At 71.0% G+C, this 20,388-nt stretch carries 21 protein-coding genes and 1 pseudogene; 15 read left to right on the top strand and 7 right to left on the bottom strand.

Annotated features, from left to right (window positions below; translation table 11 throughout):
• The first annotated feature begins 28 nt into the window (after positions 1-28).
• On the top strand, positions 29-988 hold the full coding sequence (meaB, locus tag ACFVW8_RS24410; RefSeq protein ID WP_389693398.1) for a methylmalonyl Co-A mutase-associated GTPase MeaB: 960 nt from the start codon (positions 29-31) through the stop codon (positions 986-988).
• 121 nt (positions 989-1,109) lie between these two features.
• Here meaB and ACFVW8_RS24405 read toward each other — a convergent pair whose 3' ends face one another.
• Positions 1,110-1,748, bottom strand: coding sequence for a PepSY domain-containing protein (locus ACFVW8_RS24405; RefSeq protein WP_389693396.1), 639 nt, complete (start codon positions 1,746-1,748; stop codon positions 1,110-1,112).
• Positions 1,749-1,865: 117 nt separating this feature from the next.
• On the opposite strand from ACFVW8_RS24405, the gene ACFVW8_RS24400 reads away from it, so the two are divergent.
• The gene (locus ACFVW8_RS24400; protein WP_389693394.1) at positions 1,866-2,525 is read left to right on the top strand and encodes a response regulator transcription factor; all 660 of its coding nucleotides are present in this window, start codon (positions 1,866-1,868) and stop codon (positions 2,523-2,525) included.
• On the top strand, positions 2,522-3,979 hold the full coding sequence (locus ACFVW8_RS24395; protein ID WP_389693392.1) for an ATP-binding protein: 1,458 nt from the start codon (positions 2,522-2,524) through the stop codon (positions 3,977-3,979). The genes ACFVW8_RS24400 and ACFVW8_RS24395 overlap by 4 nt, the downstream gene beginning before the upstream one ends.
• Positions 3,980-4,006: 27 nt before the next feature.
• Here ACFVW8_RS24395 and ACFVW8_RS24390 read toward each other — a convergent pair whose 3' ends face one another.
• The 4 genes from ACFVW8_RS24390 to ACFVW8_RS24375 all read right to left on the bottom strand — a co-directional run bounded on the left by ACFVW8_RS24390 (position 4,007) and on the right by ACFVW8_RS24375 (position 6,634).
• The gene (locus ACFVW8_RS24390) at positions 4,007-4,477 is read right to left on the bottom strand and encodes a MarR family winged helix-turn-helix transcriptional regulator (RefSeq protein ID WP_389693390.1); all 471 of its coding nucleotides are present in this window, start codon (positions 4,475-4,477) and stop codon (positions 4,007-4,009) included.
• Positions 4,478-4,647: 170 nt separating this feature from the next.
• Positions 4,648-5,355 (bottom strand): AIM24 family protein, encoded by a 708-nt coding sequence (locus tag ACFVW8_RS24385; protein ID WP_389693388.1) that lies wholly within the window; start codon positions 5,353-5,355, stop codon positions 4,648-4,650.
• Positions 5,352-6,002: an AIM24 family protein gene (locus ACFVW8_RS24380; protein WP_389693386.1), complete on the bottom strand. Its 651-nt coding sequence runs from the start codon at positions 6,000-6,002 to the stop codon at positions 5,352-5,354. Before ACFVW8_RS24380 ends, ACFVW8_RS24385 begins: the two co-directional genes overlap by 4 nt.
• Positions 6,002-6,634 carry an AIM24 family protein gene (locus ACFVW8_RS24375; protein ID WP_389693423.1) on the bottom strand — a complete coding sequence of 211 codons (633 nt, stop codon included), beginning with the start codon at positions 6,632-6,634 and terminating at the stop codon, positions 6,002-6,004. Before ACFVW8_RS24375 ends, ACFVW8_RS24380 begins: the two co-directional genes overlap by 1 nt.
• 177 nt (positions 6,635-6,811) lie before the next feature.
• On the opposite strand from ACFVW8_RS24375, the gene ACFVW8_RS24370 reads away from it, so the two are divergent.
• The 3 genes from ACFVW8_RS24370 (at position 6,812) to ACFVW8_RS24360 (ending at position 8,574) form a co-directional block, all read left to right on the top strand.
• Positions 6,812-7,162: a DUF3817 domain-containing protein gene (locus tag ACFVW8_RS24370; RefSeq protein ID WP_024494214.1), complete on the top strand. Its 351-nt coding sequence runs from the start codon at positions 6,812-6,814 to the stop codon at positions 7,160-7,162.
• Entirely contained in the window at positions 7,159-7,452 is a 294-nt protein-coding gene (locus ACFVW8_RS24365) for an MTH1187 family thiamine-binding protein (RefSeq protein ID WP_073736846.1), read from the top strand. The genes ACFVW8_RS24370 and ACFVW8_RS24365 overlap by 4 nt, the downstream gene beginning before the upstream one ends.
• 219 nt (positions 7,453-7,671) lie before the next feature.
• Complete coding sequence (locus ACFVW8_RS24360; RefSeq protein WP_389693383.1) at positions 7,672-8,574, top strand: siderophore-interacting protein; 903 nt, start codon at positions 7,672-7,674, stop codon at positions 8,572-8,574.
• Between the two features lie 19 nt (positions 8,575-8,593).
• On the opposite strand, the gene ACFVW8_RS24355 is transcribed toward ACFVW8_RS24360, so the two are convergent.
• Positions 8,594-9,595 carry a DUF5937 family protein gene (locus tag ACFVW8_RS24355; RefSeq protein ID WP_389693381.1) on the bottom strand — a complete coding sequence of 334 codons (1,002 nt, stop codon included), beginning with the start codon at positions 9,593-9,595 and terminating at the stop codon, positions 8,594-8,596.
• Positions 9,596-9,667: 72 nt separating this feature from the next.
• Here ACFVW8_RS24355 and ACFVW8_RS24350 point away from each other — a divergent pair.
• From ACFVW8_RS24350 to ACFVW8_RS24330, 5 genes and pseudogenes are all read left to right on the top strand, one after another.
• Positions 9,668-11,162: pseudogene (locus ACFVW8_RS24350) on the top strand (MFS transporter).
• A gap of 10 nt (positions 11,163-11,172) precedes the next feature.
• Positions 11,173-11,682 (top strand): MarR family winged helix-turn-helix transcriptional regulator, encoded by a 510-nt coding sequence (locus tag ACFVW8_RS24345; RefSeq protein WP_389693379.1) that lies wholly within the window; start codon positions 11,173-11,175, stop codon positions 11,680-11,682.
• Positions 11,683-11,755: 73 nt separating this feature from the next.
• Positions 11,756-12,088: a DUF3817 domain-containing protein gene (locus ACFVW8_RS24340; protein WP_384129362.1), complete on the top strand. Its 333-nt coding sequence runs from the start codon at positions 11,756-11,758 to the stop codon at positions 12,086-12,088.
• A gap of 85 nt (positions 12,089-12,173) precedes the next feature.
• The gene (locus ACFVW8_RS24335) at positions 12,174-13,874 is read left to right on the top strand and encodes a methylmalonyl-CoA mutase (protein ID WP_389693376.1); all 1,701 of its coding nucleotides are present in this window, start codon (positions 12,174-12,176) and stop codon (positions 13,872-13,874) included.
• 82 nt (positions 13,875-13,956) lie between these two features.
• On the top strand, positions 13,957-15,033 hold the full coding sequence (locus tag ACFVW8_RS24330) for an alpha/beta fold hydrolase (protein ID WP_389693374.1): 1,077 nt from the start codon (positions 13,957-13,959) through the stop codon (positions 15,031-15,033).
• An 11-nt stretch (positions 15,034-15,044) separates the two neighbouring features.
• Here ACFVW8_RS24330 and ACFVW8_RS24325 read toward each other — a convergent pair whose 3' ends face one another.
• Entirely contained in the window at positions 15,045-15,674 is a 630-nt protein-coding gene (locus ACFVW8_RS24325) for a TetR/AcrR family transcriptional regulator (RefSeq protein WP_389693372.1), read from the bottom strand.
• Positions 15,675-15,990: 316 nt separating this feature from the next.
• Between ACFVW8_RS24325 and ACFVW8_RS24320 the strand changes: the two genes are divergently transcribed.
• The 4 genes from ACFVW8_RS24320 (at position 15,991) to ACFVW8_RS24305 (ending at position 20,192) form a co-directional block, all read left to right on the top strand.
• Positions 15,991-16,971, top strand: coding sequence for a tetratricopeptide repeat protein (locus tag ACFVW8_RS24320; RefSeq protein ID WP_389693370.1), 981 nt, complete (start codon positions 15,991-15,993; stop codon positions 16,969-16,971).
• Between the two features lie 599 nt (positions 16,972-17,570).
• Positions 17,571-18,203, top strand: coding sequence for a DUF6230 family protein (locus ACFVW8_RS24315; RefSeq protein ID WP_389693368.1), 633 nt, complete (start codon positions 17,571-17,573; stop codon positions 18,201-18,203).
• Between the two features lie 98 nt (positions 18,204-18,301).
• The gene (locus ACFVW8_RS24310) at positions 18,302-18,892 is read left to right on the top strand and encodes a DUF6114 domain-containing protein (protein WP_389693366.1); all 591 of its coding nucleotides are present in this window, start codon (positions 18,302-18,304) and stop codon (positions 18,890-18,892) included.
• The gene (locus ACFVW8_RS24305; protein WP_389693364.1) at positions 18,882-20,192 is read left to right on the top strand and encodes a hypothetical protein; all 1,311 of its coding nucleotides are present in this window, start codon (positions 18,882-18,884) and stop codon (positions 20,190-20,192) included. Before ACFVW8_RS24310 ends, ACFVW8_RS24305 begins: the two co-directional genes overlap by 11 nt.
• Positions 20,193-20,388: the final 196 nt, after the last annotated feature.

The raw sequence follows: 20,388 nt of genomic DNA, 5'->3' as shown, positions 1-20,388 counted from the left end.
AGCGAGCGAGCGAGGAAACGGAGCGGTGATGGTGGACGTCCCCACCCTGGTGGAGCAGGCCCGTGAGGGCAGGCCCCGGGCCGTGGCCCGGCTCATCTCCCTGGTGGAGGGGGCGTCGCCGCAGCTGCGTGAGGTGATGGCGGCGCTGGCACCGCTGGCGGGCAACGCGTATGTCGTCGGCCTGACCGGATCGCCGGGTGTCGGCAAGTCGACATCGACATCGGCGCTCGTCTCCGCCTACCGGCGGCAGGGCAAGCGGGTCGCCGTGCTCGCCGTCGACCCGTCCTCACCGTTCTCCGGCGGCGCGCTGCTGGGCGACCGGGTCCGGATGTCGGACCACGCCTCCGATCCGGGGGTCTACATCCGCTCCATGGCCACGCGCGGGCATCTGGGCGGTCTCGCCTGGTCGGCCCCGCAGGCGATCCGGGTGCTGGACGCGGCGGGCTGCGACGTGATCCTGGTGGAGACGGTGGGTGTCGGTCAGTCGGAGGTGGAGATCGCCTCCCAGGCCGACACCTCCGTCGTCCTGCTCGCTCCCGGAATGGGCGACGGCATCCAGGCGGCCAAGGCCGGAATCCTGGAGATCGGCGACGTGTACGTGGTCAACAAGGCCGACCGGGACGGTGCGGACGCCACCGCCCGCGAGCTCAACCACATGCTGGGCCTCGGGGAGTCCCGCGGAGCGGGCGACTGGCGGCCGCCGATCGTGAAGACGGTCGCCGCCCGCGGCGAGGGCATCGACGAGGTCGTCGAGGCGCTGGAGAAGCACCGGGCGTGGATGGAGGAGCACGGCGTGCTCGACGAGCGGCGCGCGTCCCGCGCCGCCCGCGAGGTCGAGACGATCGCCGTCACCCGGCTCCGCGAACGCATCGGGAACCTGCACGGCGACCGCCGTCTCGGCGCGCTCGCCGAACGCATCGTGGCGGGCCGGCTCGACCCGTACGCGGCGGCGGACGAACTGGTGGCAGGACTCACCGGGGAGGCCTGACCGCTTCTTTCCCTCCGTCCAGCTACGGCGTGCGGGCCGTGCCGGGACGGAGGGAAGGGGGCGTGGCGCGCCACGCCCCGGTGGCCGGCAGCGAGCCGGTCACCGGGCGGGGCGGCCGCACTCAGTCGTCGTCCCCGTCGTCCCCGTGGCCGTCGTCCGACCGGTCCACCGTGACCTGGGCCGTCCTCGCGTCGACGTACAGCTCGTGCTTCCCGCCGTCCTTGCCGTGGACGTCCACCTCCCAGTGCACGGCCCGGCCGCTGCGGCCGTCGTGGTCCTCCAGCTCGATCGACGTGACCGTTCCCGGGGCCGGGCCCAGGGCGGCGCGGACCGCCTCGTCGAGCGTGACGGCCGTCGTCCGGGGCGCGTGTCGGTCGCGGTCGTCGTCCCGGTCGATGCGCGACCCGAGCACCTTGCCGCTGCCCGGGTCCACCGTCACGTCGTGCCAGGCCTTGTCGGAGCCGTACACATCGAGCTCCCAGACGACCCGGCCGTCCTCGTCGTCCAGCTCGGCCTCGGTCACCGTGCCCGGGACGGCCCCGACGGCGGCCTTCACCGCGTCGCCGACCGCGATCCGGGCGGTGCCTTCGCTGCCCGCCGTTCCGTTGCCCGTCCCACTGCGGCCCGAGGTGCCGCTTCCGGCGGCGGTGCGGGGGGCGCTGCTGTCGCCGTCGCCGCCCGAGAGGGCGACGGCTGTGGCGGCTCCGCCGCCGACGAGCACGGCTGCGGTGACGGCGGCGATGACGATCTTTCGCTTCATGAGGGTTCCTCCCCGATCGGGTGCCGGTTGCGATGCGTCCACACTGCCGGGGGGATGCTGAACGCAGCCTGAAGCCACCTGAAGCCGTCTTCAGCTTCGGTTTGCGAGGCTGTGCGCATGCGCCTGTTGATCGTGGAGGACGAGAAGCGGCTGGCGATCTCCCTGGCCCGGGGGCTCACCGCCGAGGGATTCGCCGTGGACGTCGTGCACGACGGGCTCGAAGGGCTGCACCGGGCGTCCGACGGTGCGTACGACCTCGTCGTCCTCGACATCATGCTGCCGGGGATGAACGGCTACCGGGTCTGCGCGGCCCTGCGCGCCGCCGGTCACGAGGTGCCCATCCTGATGCTGACGGCGAAGGACGGGGAGTACGACGAGGCGGAGGGGCTCGACACCGGCGCCGACGACTACCTGACCAAGCCGTTCAGCTACGTGGTCCTGGTGGCCCGGGTCCGGGCGCTGCTGCGCCGCAGGGGCGGCTCGCCCGCGCCGGTGGTCACCGTCGGCTCGCTGCGGATGGACACCGCCGCCCGCCGCGTCCACCTCGGCGAGGCCGAGATCGCCCTCACCACGAAGGAGTTCGCGGTGCTCGAACAGCTCGCGCTGCGGGCCGGCCAGGTGGTGAGCAAGGCGGAGATCCTGGAGCACGTCTGGGACTTCGCCTACGACGGCGACCCGAACATCGTCGAGGTGTACGTGAGCGCCCTGCGCCGCAAGCTGGGCGCGGCTGCCATCCGTACCGTGCGCGGCGCCGGTTACCGGCTGGAGGCGCTGTGAGATCCGTACGGGCCAGGGCGGCGCTCGGTGCCACGGTGGTGGTCGCCCTCGCGGTCGTCGCCGCCGGGTTCGCCGCCCTGTTGGTCCTGCGCGCCAACCTGACCGACCAGGCGGGCCTCCAGGCCGAGGTGGCCGCCCGGGAGATCGCCGGGCAGCTGGCTCTCGACGTCCCGTACGACAAGCTGGAGATGGGCGACGAGGAGGACCATCCCGTCCAGGTGACCGACGAGGACGGGCGGGTGGTCGCGGTATCCGAGGACCTGGACGCGATCTCCGGGACCGGCACGGACCGGGTCACCCCGCAGCCTTCGGCCGCTTCCTCGGCGGCGGGCGACGACGACGGCCGCGCGGACGACGACCGCGACGACGACGATGACGACAACGGGACCGCCGACCCCGGCCGCGGCGAAGTCTCCACCGACGAACCGGACTTCGACAACGGCACGGCCACGGTCGACGGTGACGGTGCCGACTACCGGTTCGCCTCCGTCGAGGCCACGCAGCGCAACGGGCTGACCCTGACCGTCCACGCGGGCGCCCCGCTCGCCGCGGAGCAGCGGGCCGTCGCGAGCGTGCGCGGCGCGATGCTGGCCGGACTGCCCGTGGTGCTGCTCGTCGTCGCCGGGGTGACCTGGCTGGTGACCCGGCGGGCGCTGCGGCCGGTCGAGGGCATCCGGCGCGAGATGGCGGCGATCACCGCGTCCGAGGATCTGAGCAGGCGGGTGCCCGAGCCCGCCTCGCGCGACGAGATCGCCCGGCTGGCGCGTACCACCAACGAGACGCTCACCGCCCTGGAGGCCTCGGTCGGCCGTCAGCGGAGCTTCGTCGCGGACGCCTCGCACGAACTGCGCAGCCCGATCGCCTCACTCCGCACCCAGCTGGAGGTGGGTGCCGCGCACCCGGAGCTGCTGGACGTGGCGGGCGCGGTCGCCGACACCGTACGGCTCCAGGCGCTGGCGGCCGATCTGCTGCTGCTGGCCCGGCTTGACGCGGGGGAGCGGCCCGGGAACGCGCGGCTGGACCTCGGCGCACTGGTCCACGAAGAGGTCTCGCAGCGCACCGGGGACCGGATCCCGGTGACGGTGTCCGTGCCGGAGGCGGGCGGGTTCGAGGTGACCGGTTCGCGCGGGCAGCTGGCCCGGGTGATCGGCAATCTCCTGGACAACGCCGAGCGTCATGCGGAGGGTGCGGTGGCCGTCGAGGTCCGCGCGGAACACGGGGGTGCGGTGGTCGCGGTCACCGACGACGGAGCCGGGGTGCCGGAGACCGAGCGCGAGCGGATCTTCGAACGCTTCGTGCGCCTGGACGACGCCCGCACCCGGGACGAGGGCGGGGCCGGTCTGGGCCTCGCCCTCGCCCGTGATGTGGCCGGCCGGCACGGGGGCAGGCTGACCGTGACCGGGGCGGGGGAGCGCGGTGCCCGGTTCGAGCTGTGGCTGCCGGGCTCCCGTTGAGCGCCGCCCCGGTGTGCGGGGCCCGGGTCAGCCGCGCTGCCCGCGCAGATGGTCGGCGACCGGGGCCAGGGCCGCGTGCAGCTGCTCCAGCGCCTGGGGCGTCAGCAGGTCCATGAAGTGCTTGCGCACCGACGCCACGTGGTGCGGCGCCACCTTGCGCATGGTCTCCGCACCGGCCTCGGTGAGGACCGCGTACAGCCCGCGCCGGTCCGACTCGCAGTTCTCCCGGCGGACCAGGCCCGCACTCTCCATGCGGGTGATCTGGTGCGAGAGCCTGCTCTTGGACTGCAGGGTGGCAGCGGCCAGATCGCTCATCCGCAGGCGCTGGCCGTCCGACTCCGAGAGGTTGACGAGAATCTCGTAGTCGTTCATGGTCAGGCCGAACGGCTGGAGGTCCTTCTCCAGTTGGTGCGTCAGCAGTCTGCCGACATCCAGGTGGGTGCGCCAGGCGCACTGCTCCGCGTCGCTCAGCCAGCGGGTGGCCGTCTCGGTCTCCATATATGGATTCTACCTAAGAAGTTGAAATCCGGACGAAGTGGGTTGGTGTGACGCTCGGCACGCGCCCGACAGGACGGTGCGGACGCATCGCGTCACACCGCGCAGACTACCGTTCACCGTCCGAAGCGCCCCTGGAGATCCCCCGGCCGGCCGGGGGTGCGGGAGGTGGATCAAGGTTGACCGGCGCCGCCCGGAACGCCCGGCTGCTGCGGCACCGCCCCCCTCGACAGGTCGGCCATGAGCACCTCGGTGGACTGGAGCAGCACCGTCCCCGCGCCCACGAACTCGAACTGGTGCTCCTCGCCCGAGGCGCCGCCGATCCCGGTGAGCGCCCGCAGGCCCCCCATCACGCCGGCCATGTAGCCGTGGTCGTAGTGGTGGCAGGGTGAGGGGCAGTCCGCCCAGCCCACCAGGGCCTGCGGATCGACCCGCAGCGGCGGCTCCATGAAGACCACCGGACCGTTGGAAGCGGCGACGAACTTCCCGGTGCCGATCAGCGTCAGGAACCCCGGCACGATCGACTGCTTCAGCGCCAGCGTCGGCTGGTAGGCGAGCAGGTTGCCGGACCGGATCGTGAGGTTCCCGTCGTCCAGGTCGTAGGAGTTCACATCGAAGGCCCGGTCGGCGAGCAGCATCTTCCCGCTGCCCTCGGCCACCACCCAGTCGCTCGCGTGCAGCGGCGAGTGGAAGCTCGTGCGGACCAGCCCCTCGAAGCGGCCGTGCCCGATGCCGTCGAACCCGATCCGCCCGTAATAGGCGATCATCTTGCCCTTCTGCAGGAACCACTGGCTCCCCTTGAGCTCCACACAGAAGGTGTACGCGTTGACGTTGTCGTCCGACGGAAGCGACATCGGATCGAAGACCACGGGCGTGCTCAAAGCTTCTCCTCCGACGCCTGGACGTACACCGCACCACTGCCGCTGAGCTCCAGCTGGAACCCCTCGCCCGAGCCGCGTCCCACCATCTCGCGCCAGCCGAGCGCGGTGGAGAGCTTGTTGCGCACGTCGCCGTGGTGGGCGACGTACGCCTGCGGATCCACATGCACATCGCGGCCCGGCGCGATCGGCAGCTCGATCACCCCGCCGTGCGCCATCACCGCCACCGCGCCGTGCCCCTTGAGCGTCGTGGTGAACAGGCCCTGCCCGGTGACCTGGCCGCGCACCATGCCCATCACCCCGCCCTGCGAGCCCATGAACATCGTGCCCTGCTGGAGTGCCCCGTCGAAGGCGAGCAGCCGGTCCGCCTCCACATAGAGGGTGTCGCCGGCCAGGTTGATCACCTGGATGTGGTGGCCGCCGTGACCGAACATCACGGTCCCGTTCCCCTCGACCGTCATCAGCGGCGTCGCCTCGTTCGCCATCCGGCGGCCGATCATCGACATCACCCCGCCCTGACCGCCCTGGATGTTCGGGGTGAACGACACCTCGCCGCGGTAGGCCAGCATCGCGCCGCGCTGGCTGAACATCTTCTGGCCCGGGACCACGGTCGCCTCGACCATCTTCGAGTTGATCTCGCGGAACGGCATCAGACGTTGCCCCCGATCGTGTTCCGCTCGCTGGGCTGGACGTAGACGAGACCCTCGCCCTCGAAGCGGATCTGGAAGGACTCGCCCGATCCCTCGCCCATCAGGGTCCGGAAGTTCACCCCGGACTGGAAGTGCTGCTGGAGGTTGCCCTGGTGGGCGATGTAGGCGCCCGGGTCCACGAAGAGCGGGTACTGGGCGGAGACCCGCAGCGCCACGGCCGAGCCGTCCGACATGATCGCCGCCTGGCCGGTTCCCTCGACGGTGGTGGTGAACAGGCCGTTGCCCGCCGCACTGCCGCGCATCCCGGTGAACGTGGTGCCGGTGCGCAGCCCGGCGTCGGTGCAGAGCAGATTGCTCGCCTCGACGTACAGCTTCTCGCCGCGCAGCGAGACGAGGCTGATCTCGCTCGCCCGGTCGGCGAAGAAACAGGTGCCCTGCCCTTTCACCTCCATCACGGCCATCTGCTCACCGGTCAGCCGGCGGGTCACCATGCCGCGCAGGCCGTCACCGCCGCCGGTCATCTTCTTGAACGCCATCCGTCCGTCGTACGCGACCATCGAGCCGTTCTTGGCCTTGACGGCGTCGCCGGTCAGGTCGACGGCGAGCGTCTTGCTGCCTTGGAGTCGGAACATTGCCACGGTGTGACGGTAGCCGCCGGAAAACGAAGCCGTAAGGCGATTGGGGACAAGGAGTGCCCGAAGGGCGCGAAACGGCCCCCGCCAGTCGGTCCGGCCGGGGCCGGTGCCACAATGGTGCCGCTTGTGCCCGCGTTCACAAGCCGTCACCGTCCTCCCACCGAAGGTGCCCCCGTGGACATCAAGACCGCTACCGCCCTGCACCGGCTGCGCCTCATCTCGATTCCCGAGGCGCTCTCCTTCCCGGCGCTGATCCTCTTCGGCTCGGTGCTGAGCCGGATCTCGGACATCGACTTCCTGATGATGCCGCTCGGCATGCTGCACGGCGTGCTCTTCGTGATCTACGTCGTCCTGCTGCTGGACGTCTGGAACAAGACCAAGTGGCCGCTCAAGCGCGTCGCGTTCTTCTTCCTGCTCTGCGTGCTGCCGTTCGGCGGCCTGTACGGCGACAAGGTGCTCAAGCGCTACGAGGCCGACGGCGTCATCGCCGCCCGCGCCCGCCGGGAAGGAACGGTCAGCGCATGATCGTCGCCTTCTCGGTCAGCCCGCTGGGTGTCGGCGAGGACGTCGGCGAGTACGTCGCCGACGCGGTCCGGGTGGTCCGCGAGTCCGGACTGCCCAACCGCACGGACGCCATGTTCACCTCCATCGAGGGGGAGTGGGACGAGGTCATGGACGTCGTCAAGCGCGCCGTCGCCGCCGTCGAGGCGCGCTCCGGACGGGTCTCCCTCGTCCTGAAGGCCGACATCCGCCCCGGCGTGACCGACGGTCTGAACTCCAAGGTCGAGACGGTCGAGCGGTACCTCGCCGACTGACACGCACCCGCTCGCGACGCCCCCGTCCTCCGGAATCCACCGGGAGGCGGGGGCGTCCTGCTGGGCTGGTTAGGCTAACCTAAGTCCATGCTGCGGCGAGCCCCCGGGCGCGTCACCCGGGGATGTACGGGTGCGGCCGTGGCATGCCGCCCGGAACCGGAGTGCGACGCGGACAGCGCCCTCGTCCGCACTCGAACCGCACACGAAGGAGCAGCACCCATGACCATTCACCGCGCCGTGGTGGCCCGCGTCCGGCTGCTCACCTCGTCCATGGCCCGCATCACCTTCCACGGCGAGGGCCTCGCCGCGTTCCGCTCCACGGGCGTCGGCGACGAATACGTCCGGCTGTTCTTCCCGCACGGCCCGGACCGCACCGACGTCTCCCTGCCCGACTCGACGGACAACGGCGGCTGGGTGACTCCCGAAGGGCGGCCCGAGGCGCCCGTGCGCACGTACACCGTCCGGGCCGCCCGGCCGGAGGACGGTGAGATCGACATCGACTTCGTGCTGCACGGTCACGGGACCGCGTCCGGCTGGGCCGCCGCCGCCCGCCCCGGCGACGTGATCGGCCTCAACTCGCCCACCGGCCTCTACAGCCCCCCGGCCGACCTCGGCTGGCAGGTCCTGGTCTCCGACCTGAGCGGTCTGCCCGCCGTCGGACGCCTCATCGAGGGCACCCCGGACGGCGTCGCGACCCGGGCCGTGCTCGAAGTCCCCGACCCGTCCTGCGTCCCGCCGCTCCCGGACCGGCCCGGTGTCCGGGTGGCCCGGACGCACGGCGGCAACGGCCACGGTCCCAGCCGGCTGGCCGAGCTGGTCGCCGCCGCGATCCCGCCCGGCACGGACCTGACCGGCGGCTATGTGTGGGTCGCCGGCCAGACGAACGCCCTGCGCGACGTACGCCGCTATCTGCGCAAGGAGCTGAAGCTGCCCGCCGAGCGCTTCAAGGTCGTCGGCTACTGGATTCCGGGCGCGGACACCTGGACCGAGCGCTACCGGGCGCTGCCCGACGCCGTACGGTCCGAGCTGAGCAGCATGTGGGACAACCCGTCCGCGGCGGCCGAGGAGGCCGAGGACCTCACCATCCGTTACGAGGAGCGCCTCAGCACGCTCGGTCTGTGACCCGGCCCGGGGCCGCCGGTCACTGCGGAGTGTCGTGCCGGGGCACGACGGCCAGGGCGATCCCGAGCGGCGTCCGCTCGTACAGCACCTGGTGGCCGTAGCGGTGCGACGTCAGCAGCCCCGCGGCCCGCAGCACCGAGAGGTGCGCGGACATGGAGGACTGCGCAAGGCCCAGCCGGCGGGCGAGCGCGCCGGTGCCGGCCGGCTCGTCCAAGGCGCACAGCACATCGGCCCTGGCCCGGCCCAGCAGCCGCGCGAGCACGTGTGGTGTGCTGCCGCCCGGCTCCGTCCACAGCCCGCCGATGCCGCGGGCCGGGTAGATGACCGCGGGCTGCCAGGGGTCTTCGAAACCGCCGACGGCGTCCGGCCAGGCGAAGACGGACGGCATGAGGACGAGACCCTGCCCGCCCAGCACCCGGGAGTGGCGGGCGCGTGTGGGCGCGATGGTGAGCGTCGAGTCCGCCCAGCTCAGCTGCGGGCTGAGCTCGCCGAGCAGCCGCTCGAAGCCGACTGCGGCCAGCCGACGGGAGTGGAAGGCCACGTCCGCTTCCAGAAGGGCCCGAAGCCGGGGCCAGTGCGGCTCGATCAGCACCCGCCAGGCCCGCTCCAGCAGGTCGGCCAGCTCCTGCACCGTCCGGGCGGGATCGGCCAGCAGGGCCCGCCCGGCAGCGGAGTCCATCACTCCGGGCCGGTCGGCCAGCGCAGCCACCATGTCCTCCCGGGCCAGCGCCGGATCGACCGCCCGCACCCCCGCGATCTCCTCCTCGAACGTGGCGAGCGGCCCGATCGGCGGCGGGCAGAAGAAGTCGGGACTGTGGCCGCCCTCCCGCATCAGCAGCCACAACGGCTCCAGGGACAGCCCGGCGGCCCCGTCCCGGATCCTGCGCAGCCACGGCAGGTGATACCCCTGCCGTTCGGGCCGCCCCAGCACCCGCACGGCGGCCTGTGTCTCCCAGAGCGGTGAGACCGCGAAGCGGCAGCGCAGCAGATCGGTCTCGTCGAAATGCAGCTGGACGGGCATGCGCGGCCTCGGGAAGATTCGGCTGGGGCCGAAAGTCTACGGAAGCGGCCTCGCGCCCCGCAGGCTGCTCCCATGCCGAGAGACGCCGATCCCCTGACGGGCGGCCCCCGCGACGCACCGGAACCACCCCGGGACCGGCAGACCCCGCACCGGGTCCTGCCGCCCGTTCCGCGCCCCACGGGCACCACCCGCACCGGACCGGCCCCTCTCCCGGTGCCGCACCCGGAGCGCGCCGGTCCCCCCGACCCGAGCGAACCGCCCGCGCTCCGGGCGCCGGACGCACCCGTGACGACGGGCGGCCCACGCGGCTACGGGGCGGTCTTCGCCGTGCGGGAGTTCCGCGCCGTCTTCGCCGCGCATCTGCTCTCGCTCCTCGGCGTCGTCGTCAGTGAACTCGCGCTCACCGTCCTCGTGTACGACCTGACCGGATCGCCGCTGCTCAGCGCCCTCACCTTCGCGCTCGGCATGCTGCCGTACCTCGTCGGCGGCACCCTCTTCAGCGGGATCGCCGACCGCTACCCCGCCCGCCGGGTCCTGGTCACCTGCGACCTGATCTGCGCCGGCTGCGTCGCCGTGATGGTGCTGCCGGGCACCCCCGTGGCCGGACTGCTCGTGCTGCGCTGCCTGGTGGCCGCGGTGTCGCCCGTCTTCACCGGCACCAGGATGGCCGCGCTCACCGACATCCTCGGCGAGGACGACCTGTACGTACTGGGCCGCTCGCTGCTGCGGATCGTCTCGCAGAGCGCGCAGCTCGTTGGTTTCGGCGTGGGCGGGCTGCTGCTGGCGGTGGTCTCCCCGCGCGGCGCGATCACCATCACCGTCGTCACCTTCCTCTGCTCGGCCACCCTGCTCCGCCTCGGTACCGGGGACCGGCCCGCCCGGACCGGCGGCGGGCGGGGCGCCACCCTGCTCAGGGAGTCACTCGCCGGTGCCCGGCTGGTCCTCGACGACCGCCGGATGCGTGCCCTGCTGCTGCTCTTCTGGCTGCCTCCGGTGTTCGTCGTCGCCCCGGAGGCGCTGGCCGCGCCGTAAGCTGGCCGCGCCGTACGCCGACGAGATCGGCGCGGGCACCGCCGCGCTCGGGCTGCTGATGTGCGCGATGCCGGTCGGCCACATCGCCGCCGAGCTGTACGCGGGCGCCGCGCTGAGCCCGCGCGTCCGCTCCCTGATCGTGCTGCCGGTCGCCGCGGCGGGGCTGCTGCCGTTGCTGCTGTACGGGCTGCGGCCCGGCGTCGTGCTGAGCGCAGGTGCGCTGGTGCTGGCCGGTGTGGGGTCGGCGTACGTCATCGGCCTCGACCAGTGGTTCGTCGAGGCCGTCCCGGACGAGCTGCGCGGCCGGGCCATGACCCTGCTCACCGCCGGACTGATGACGCTCCAGGGCGCGGGCATGGCGCTGGCCGGCCTGGCCGCCGAGTTCTTCCCGGTGCATCAGGTGGTCGCGGGGGCCGGGGCGGTGGGCACGCTCTGCCTGCTGCTGCTCGTCGCGGAGGTCCGCAGAACCGAGCCCGCTTCTCGTATTCGGACCGAAGTTCGAGACGGAGCGGACCGGCATGTGGCCAATGGGTAAGGTCGATGCCGTGCCGAAGCCGCTCAGTCTCCCCTTCGATCCCATCGCCCGCGCCGACGAACTCTGGCAGCAGCGCTGGGGCCCGGTGCCCTCCATGGGTGCGATCACCTCGATCATGCGGGCCCACCAGATCCTGCTCGCGGAGGTCGACGCGGTCGTCAAACCCTACGGACTGACCTTCGCGCGGTACGAGGCGCTGGTCCTGCTCACCTTCTCCAAGGCCGGTGAGCTGCCGATGTCCAAGATCGGCGAGCGGCTGATGGTGCATCCCACCTCCGTCACGAACACCGTGGACCGGCTGGTGCGCTCCGGCCTGGTCGACAAGCGCCCCAATCCGAACGACGGCCGGGGCACGCTCGCCTCCATCACGGACAAGGGCCGCGAGGTCGTCGAGGCCGCCACCGATGACCTGGTCGCGATGGAGTTCGGGCTCGGGACGTACGACGCCGAGGAGTGCGGCGAGATCTTCGCGCTGCTGCGCCCGCTGCGGATCGCCGCCCAGGACTTCGAGGAGATGTAAGGGGGGCGGGGTCCGGATTCGGGGCCCCGGCCCGCTGCAAGATCGCCCCGGGTGTCCGGTTAGGCTCGATGGCATGAAACGCAGCGTGCTGACCCGGTACCGGGTGATGGCTTACGTCACCGCCGTCATGTTGCTGGTGCTCTGCACCTGCATGATCTTCAAGTACGGCTTCGACACCGGCGAGGGCCTGACGCTCGTCGTCTCGCAGATCCACGGCGTGCTCTACATCATCTACCTGATCTTCGCCTTCGATCTCGGATCCAAGGCGAAGTGGCCGATGGGCAAGCTGCTCTGGGTGCTGATCGCGGGCACGATTCCGACGGCCGCGTTCTTCGTCGAGCGCAAGGTCGTCCGCGAGGTCGAGCCGCTGCTCACGGACGCCGCCCCGGTCCCCGCGAAGGCCTGACGGAGTCCGGCCGAACCGCCCCGTGCGAAAGCGCCGGGCGGTTTGGCATCGACATTTACTAGGACGTCCTAGTAAATTTGTACGCATGGACGCTGACGCGATCGAGGAAGGCCGCCAACGCTGGCAGGCCCGTTACGACAAGGCCCGCAAGCGTGACGCGGACTTCACCACACTCTCCGGGGATCCGGTCGAGCCCGCGTACGGTCCCCGGCCCGGGGACTCGTACGAGGGCTTCGAGCGGATCGGCTGGCCCGGCGAGTACCCCTTCACCCGGGGGCTCCACCCGACCGGCTACCGCGGCCGCACCTGGACCATCCGCCAGTTCGCCGGCTTCGGCAACGCCGAGCAGACCAACGAGCGCTACAAGATGATCCTGGCCGCCGGCGGCGGCGGGCTCAGTGTCGCCTTCGACATGCCGACCCTGATGGGACGCGACTCGGACGACCCCCGCGCGCTCGGCGAGGTCGGCCACTGCGGAGTGGCCATCGACTCCGCGGCCGACATGGAGGTCCTCTTCAGCGGCATCCCGCTCGGTGACGTCACGACGTCGATGACGATCAGCGGTCCCGCCGTGCCCGTCTTCTGCATGTACCTGGTCGCCGCCGAGCGCCAGGGCATCGACCCGGCCGTGCTCAACGGCACGCTCCAGACGGACATCTTCAAGGAGTACATCGCGCAGAAGGAGTGGCTCTTCCAGCCCGAGCCCCACCTGCGCCTCATCGGCGACCTGATGGAGCACTGCGCCCGCGACATCCCCGCCTACAAGCCGCTCTCCGTCTCCGGCTACCACATCCGCGAGGCCGGAGCCACGGCCGCGCAGGAGCTGGCGTACACCCTCGCCGACGGCTTCGGCTACGTCGAGCTCGGTCTCTCCCGCGGGCTCGACGTCGACGCCTTCGCCTCCGGCCTCTCCTTCTTCTTCGACGCCCACCTCGACTTCTTCGAGGAGATCGCCAAGTTCCGTGCGGCCCGCCGGATCTGGGCCCGCTGGATGAAGGAGACGTACGGCGCGAAGACCGACAAGGCGCAGTGGCTCCGCTTCCACACCCAGACCGCCGGGGTCTCGCTCACCGCCCAGCAGCCGTACAACAACGTCGTACGGACGGCCGTCGAGGCGCTCTCCGCCGTTCTGGGAGGCACCAACTCCCTGCACACCAACGCCCTCGACGAGACCCTCGCGCTCCCCTCCGAGCAGGCCGCGGAGATCGCCCTGCGCACCCAGCAGGTGCTGATGGAGGAGACCGGCGTCGCCAACGTCGCCGACCCGCTGGGCGGTTCCTGGTACGTGGAGCAGCTCACCGACCGGATCGAGGCGGACGCCGAGAAGATCTTCGAGCAGATCAGGGAGCGCGGCACCCGGGCCCACCCGGACGGGCAGCACCCGATCGGCCCGATGACCTCCGGCATCCTGCGCGGCATCGAGGACGGCTGGTTCACCGGCGAGATCGCCGAGTCCGCCTTCCGCTACCAGCAGTCCCTGGAGAAGGGCGACAAGCGGGTCGTCGGCGTCAACGTCGCCCACGGCTCGGTCACCGGCGACCTGGAGATTCTGCGCGTCAGCCACGAGGTCGAGCGCGACCAGGTCAGCGAGCTCGCCGGCCGCAAGAACGGCCGCGACGACGCCCGGGTGGGCGCCGCGCTGGACGCGATGCTGGCCGCCGCCCGCGACGGCTCCAACATGATCGTCCCGATGCTGGACGCCGTACGGGCCGAGGCGACCCTCGGTGAGATCTGCGGGGTGCTGCGCGAGGAGTGGGGCACCTACACGGAGCCGCCCGGCTTCTGACGGACAGTTGGTAGTTACAGGTGTCACCTCCAGGGGTGCGGGTAGGCGCAGCCGCGATACTCGTACCCCCTGGAGGAACACCGTGAGACTGTCCGGGAGAATCACCGCGGCCGCCGGCGCCGCACTGGCCGTACTCGGAACGCTGCTGGTCAGCGGTGTGCCGGCGGTCAGCGCCGCACCGGCACCGAAGCCGAGGGTGCAGGACACCTTCGACTCGCTCGGCCCGGACGTGAAGGCGGCGAAGCTCTCCACCGGCCGGACCGCGCACTACATCGACGAGGGGCGCCGGGGCGGCACCCCGGTCCTCTACATCGGCGGCACCGGAACCAGCGCGCGGGCCGCGCACATGACGGACTTCTTCCGCTCCACCCGGGAGTCGTTCGGCCTCCGGCTGATCTCCGTGGAGCGCAACGGCTTCGGTGACACGGAGTACGACCCGTCCCTGGGCAAGGCCGACTTCGCGAAGGACGCCCTGGAGGTCCTGGACCGGATCGGCGTCAAGAAGGTCTCGGTGATCGCGATCTCCGGCGGCGGCCCGTACGCCGCCGAGCTCGCCGCCCGTGCCCCGGACCGCGTCAAGGCCCTCCATCTGGCCGCCGCGCTCCCGCCGTACGGCGAGAAGGCCGCGTACTGCGGTCTGAGCGACGACGCGCTCGCCGACGCGGTCAAGGACTCGATCGCCGACCCGCGCTCCTGGTGGGCGTTCCCCGACGACAGTGCCGTCAAGTCCATCCCGGGCTTCGCCGACACCGCGTACGAGGAGGGGGCCCGTACGTACAACCAGCGCGGCCAGAAGTCCGATCCGGCCCCGCAGGTGCACGAGCAGAAGCTCTACTGCGAGCGCCCCGGCCCCGACCTGTCGAAGCTGAAGGCGCCCGTCTACCTGTACGGCGGTGACAAGGACACCACCGTGCCGCCGGCCACCCTCGCCACCTGGCGCGAGGCGCTGCCGGTCAAGCCGGTGGTCCGTACGTACGCCGACTCCGCCCATGACGTCCAGTACCGCCACTGGGACCAGATCCTGGTGGACCTGGCCGGACACGGGGACCGGACCGTGGTCTGCCACAGCGACCACACCGCGCTGATGGCGCCGGAGCGGGCGGACCGGCTGGTCTCCGCCGGCAAGGCCACGCTGGGCAGTTGTGCCTGGCAGAAGTAGTCCGGGAACCGCTATCCCGCGGCGGCCGCACCCAGCCCCGCGAGGAGCAGCAGGGTGAAGCGCCGGGCCCAGTCGGCATCGACGGGCTCGGCGCTCACCAGTGCCCGGTGCACCACCGCGCCGGCGATCACATCGAAGATCAGATCCGCGGTCAGGGCAGCCGTGGCATCGTCCTGCTCCACGGGCAACTCGCCGCGTTCCTGGGCCCGTTGCCGGCCCTGGAGGACGAGGCGCTTCTGCCGGTCCACGATCGAGTCGCGGATCCTGGTCCGCAGCGCCTCGTCGCGGGTCGACTCCGCGACCACCGCCATCAGCGCGGTCTGGGTCTCCGGCCGCTCCAGCAGCGCGGCGAACTGCAGCACCACCGCCTGCACATCGGCGGACAGGCTGCCCAGATCGGGCAGCTCCAGCTCGTCGAAGAGGACCGCGACCGCGTCCACGACCAGCTCGTTCTTGCCCGCCCAGCGCCGGTACAGCGTGGTCTTGGCGACCCCGGCCCGCGTCGCCACATCACCCATCGTCAGTTTCGACCAGCCGAGGTCGACCAGCGAGGCTCTGGTCGCCTCAAGGATCGCCTCATCGGCCGCGGCATTGCGCGGACGTCCCGTTCGTGCGGGTTTGGGGTGGCTGCGGCTCAGCATGCCGTGACCATACCCGCCAGTAGCTAGAAGCGACCGGCCCCGTTCACCGTGAGACAGATCACCGGACACTCCTGTGCATCAGGGGTGGGGGCCAGTTACGCTACGGGTCGTAGCGTAAGGACGACGGTCAGCCGTCGTGACGCCACGAGCGAACAACAACCACAGGCGCCGGGTGGGGACCGGGTGCCGAACCGGGCCTTTCAGGGGCCCTCGGGCCGTGTCCGTCCGTACACCTCGCACACCGGCGGGGGGTGCGGACGGGCGCGGTTCGTCCATCGCTTGCCGGATCGGTGCGCCAAGGGGGGAGGATGTACGTATGCAGCCTAGGAACATGTCCATGAGCGGCGTCGTCGACCTCGCCGCGGTGAAGGCGGCCGGTGAGGCCAAGGTGAAGGCGGAGCAGGCCCGTGCCGAGACCGCCCGGCAGGGTGGTCCCGCCGCCGTACCCCCTTCCTCCCTCGTGTTCGACGTCGATGAGGCGGGCTTCGAGAGCGACGTTCTGCAGCGCTCCGCCGAAGTCCCGGTCGTCATCGACTTCTGGGCCGAGTGGTGTGAGCCCTGCAAGCAGTTGGGGCCGCTCCTCGAGCGGCTGGCCCATGAGTACAACGGCCGGTTCGTGCTGGCCAAGGTCGATGTCGACGCCAACCAGATGCTGATGCAGCAGTTCGGCATCCAGGGCATCCCGGCGGTCTTCGCCGTCGTCGCCGGGCAGGCGCTCCCGCTCTTCCAGGGCGCGGCGCCCGAGTCCCAGATCCGTCAGACGCTGGATCAGCTGATCCAGGTCGGCGAGGAGCGGTTCGGACTCACCGGCATCGTGGTCGACCAGGAGGCGGAAGCCCCTGAGTCGGCCGCGCAGGAGCCCGCCCCGATGCCCGCGGGCCCGTACGACGCCCTTCTGGAGGCGGCCGCGCAGGCGCTGGACGCCAATGACTTCGCCGGCGCCGTCCAGGCGTACAAGAACGTCCTCTCCGACGAGCCGGCCAACAGCGAGGCCAAGCTCGGCCTCGCTCAGGCGGAGCTTCTGGCCCGGGTCCAGAAGACGGACCCGCAGCAGGTCCGCAAGGACGCCGCCGAGAAGCCGGCCGATGTGCCGGCCCAGCTCGCCGCCGCCGACCTGGATCTGGTGGGCGGTCATGTCGAGGACGCGTTCGGCCGGCTCGTCGAGACCGTCCGCCGTACCTTCGGTGACGACCGCGACCGGGTGCGGGTGCGGCTGCTGGAGCTGTTCGAGGTGATCGGCCCCGACGATCCGCGGGTCGGCGCCGCACGCACGGCCCTCGCCCGCGTCTTGTTCTGATCTGACAACACGGCCGCGACTCCCACCGGGAGTCGCGGCCGTTTTCGCGAGCGGACGATAAGACAGGCCCGCGTTTTACCAAATCTTGATAAAACAACCGGCTGTTACTCGGAGTAAATCACGCACTGGGATCTGTCCGATTTCGGGCGTCAATGCCGTGGTTCGTCTGCAGGGCCGGGGCAACCCTGTGTGGCCGGTCGGTGCCGCCCGGTCGTGGGTGGGTTATCGGGCCGTTACCAGCGAGTAACGAACCCCCTTGTGTCACGGCCGCGAATGGACCACGATCGGCCACGCTCGGTCCAATAACGCCAGTCCGGCTGCCAGTCGGTGCGGCGGCTCCGTTGGGTCCCCACCGAGTGGGTCGGCGGCAGTGGCGTCGGCTCCGGACAGGGGGGTACCTGCTCAACCGCAGGGCCTGTTCGAAGAGGTTGCGCGAACGCGTGGCCAGTGGTTGTCGCTCGGGGGTGATCGCCGGTGATTCGGGCGCGGTTCACGCCTCCGTTTGCGGGCGCTCTCCTTTCCGAGGACGTAGCACTTCTCCCATCCCAGGTCGGGCAGGATGCCCGGCCGGAGATGTACGTCCGAGAAGGAGGACAAGAATGAGTTCCCAGGTTCGCGGTGGCACGAGATGGAAGCGTTTCGCTGTCGTCATGGTGCCGAGCGTCATAGCCACCGCCGCTGTGGGTGTCGGCCTCGCACAGGGCGCCCTCGCGGCATCGTTCAGCGTGTCCGGCCAGGAGTTCAAGGTCAGCGCGGATGAGCTGGTCGGCCAGGACTTCGTGCAGTACGGCAGCGTGGCGAGCGGCAAGGACCTCAAGGGCAAGGACCAGGCGGCCCCGGTCGCCGTGTCCGGGTTCAGCGAAGCCACCATCAGCAACATGTGCCAGTCGGTCGTCACTCCCGACCTGCCGTTCGGTCTCGGCAGCGTCACGCTGGAGCTGAAGGCGGGTACCGGCAAGGACAAGGTCTACGCCAAGGACCTGTACCTCGATGTGTCGAAGCTCGGCGCGGATGCCGAGTTCAAGAACATCGACATCGGCGTCGCTGCCGGTTCGCTGAAGAATCCGGGCATCCAGCCCGGAACGCAGGCCAACCCCTACGGGTTCTCGCAGCGGGCCGAGGAGGCCAAGCTGTCGCACGTCCAGCAGCAGGCGTGGGCCACCACGGCCGGCACCTTCAAGCTTCCTGACCTGAAGCTGTCGCTCCACAAGGGCGTCAAGGAGTGCTACTAAGCACTCGCCCGGGTGGCCGGGGGCATGCGCGACGCGCTTCTGGCCACCCACCCTTCTCTTCTTCTCACAGCAGTACCGGTTCCAGGGAGCTGTTTTCCATGAGCCCCGAATCCACAGGGCAGAACGAGCACTACCTCCGCGTCTACCGGCGACGCTTCCGCACCTGGCGGGGTAACCGGCCGTTCTGGGCGGGTCTGTTCACCATTCTCGGCGGTGTGCCCATCGCGTACTTCCCGTACGCGAACATGCACCTCGGCAACATGACGCTGGCGATGTCCACCACCGCGGGCGCGGGATCCCTGATCATCGGAGTCCTGCTGATCACGCTGGGCCTGACGATGTGGTTCCACCACATCGTCCGGGTGTTCGCGGGCGTCGCCGCGATCCTGCTCGCACTGATATCGATCCCCGTCGCCAACATCGGCGGCTTCCTGATCGGCTTCCTCCTCTCCCTGCTCGGTGGCGCACTCTCCATCTCCTGGGCGCCGGCGGCCCCCGAGGCGGTCGGGGCTGCGCAGACCGAGGGAGTTCCTGCGGAAGCCGCACCGGACGGTCTCTCTTTCGCGAAGGACGAGCAGACCGCCGAACACCCGGGGGGCGCCCTCTACGGGAGCGCCGTGCCGCAGCAGGAGCCGGCGAAGTACGACACGACAGTTGAGGTCGACGGCGGGAGGCATCGTGCGGGGTGACGACAATCAGGCGGACGCCCTGGACGAGAGCGGGCTCCAGGAGCGAAGAGGGCCGCGCCACGCCGCCCCCAGGAAGTCGCTGCTGACGAAGCTCCACATGCCCGCGGGCAAGAAGGCGTTCGCGCTCGCCGCCATGCCGACCGCGGTGTTCGTCGGGATGGGCCTCACCCCGAAGCTGGCGATGGCGGACGACAACACGGACGTCCCCTTCGCGCCCGGCCCGTGCGTGACCCGCTCCGACGAGCCGAGCGAGTCGGCGGATCCGTCGGCATCGGCCACCAAGTCGCCGTCCCCGTCCGCCTCCACGACGGACAAGGCCACGCCGGACGAGAGCGACGGGGCAACCCCGAAGCCCTCGGCCACGCCGTCGTCGAGCGCATCGGACGACGCGTCGGCCGACTCGGCGAAGAAGAAGAGCGACGACGCCCCGGCTTCGACGCCGAGCGCGACCCCCTCACCCACCAAGTCGAAGAACCCCCTCGACCCGCTGGGAGTGGGCGACGCCCTCAAGGACCTCTTCGACGGACCGGACAAGGAGACGGCGAGCCCGTCCCCGAGCGCCACCACCGCGTCCCCGAAGCCGTCCGGGAGCGACACCGGCAAGGCGACGGACAAGGCCACCGACAAGGCGGCCGACAAGCCCGTCGGGAAGGCCACGGACGCGGCGAAGGACACGGCCGACAAGACCGCCGCCGCCATCCGCGAGGCGGCCGGGAAGGCGGGCAAGCCGGTCGAGGAGCTCGACAAGGACGTCAAGGGACTCGACCCCAAGAAGGACGAGGACATCCCGGACGGCGCCAAGCCCTCCTTCCCGTGCCCGACCGCCGACCCGAAGGCACTGGCCGCGGCCGATCTGGAGCAGGGCATACCCCGCCTCCCGAACGACCCGTGGGTCCTGGAGAGCTCGCTGCTCACCCTGAGCGGGCTCGACTACAAGGGCATCGTCGAGGTGGAGAAGGGTGACGGCAGCACGAAGAAGGTGCTGAAGTTCACCGCCTCCTCCGTCGACATCAAGGACCTCCACCAGAAGACGGTCGGCCCGCTGGGCAAGACAGGCCACGTGACGTCGGACAAGGGCTCCACGTCCACGATCCGCAACGGCACGGTGACGATGTACACGGAGGAGCTGAAGGGCAACCTCTTCGGCCTCATCCCGATCACGTTCAGCCCGCAGACCCCGCCGCCGATCAACGTGCCGTTCGCCTTCTTCACCAATGTGACGGTGATCCAGGCAGGCCAGTTCGGCGGCACGCTCAAGGTGCCCGGGCTGGAGAACTACTTCACCGACGGCGACAGCTAGCCAGGGACCCGTCCGGGAGCCGCAGGAACAGTTGCGGGCCGCGCCTCTTCAGGGGGAGCGGCCCGCAACTGCGTGGTCGGTTCATTGTCGGCTCACTGCCCAACCGCCGAGGGCGGGGGCCCCCGTTGAGTGTAAACGGGCCGCCCCCCCGCCGCGTGGTAGGGGCCGCGGGGGGGGGTGTAGGGGGCCGCGGCCG

This window comes from Streptomyces sp. NPDC058221, assembly GCF_042882365.1.
GTDB lineage: Bacteria > Actinomycetota > Actinomycetes > Streptomycetales > Streptomycetaceae > Streptomyces.
Note: the sequence above shows the minus strand (reverse complement) of the source record. Positions and strands in the feature narration are given on the sequence as shown.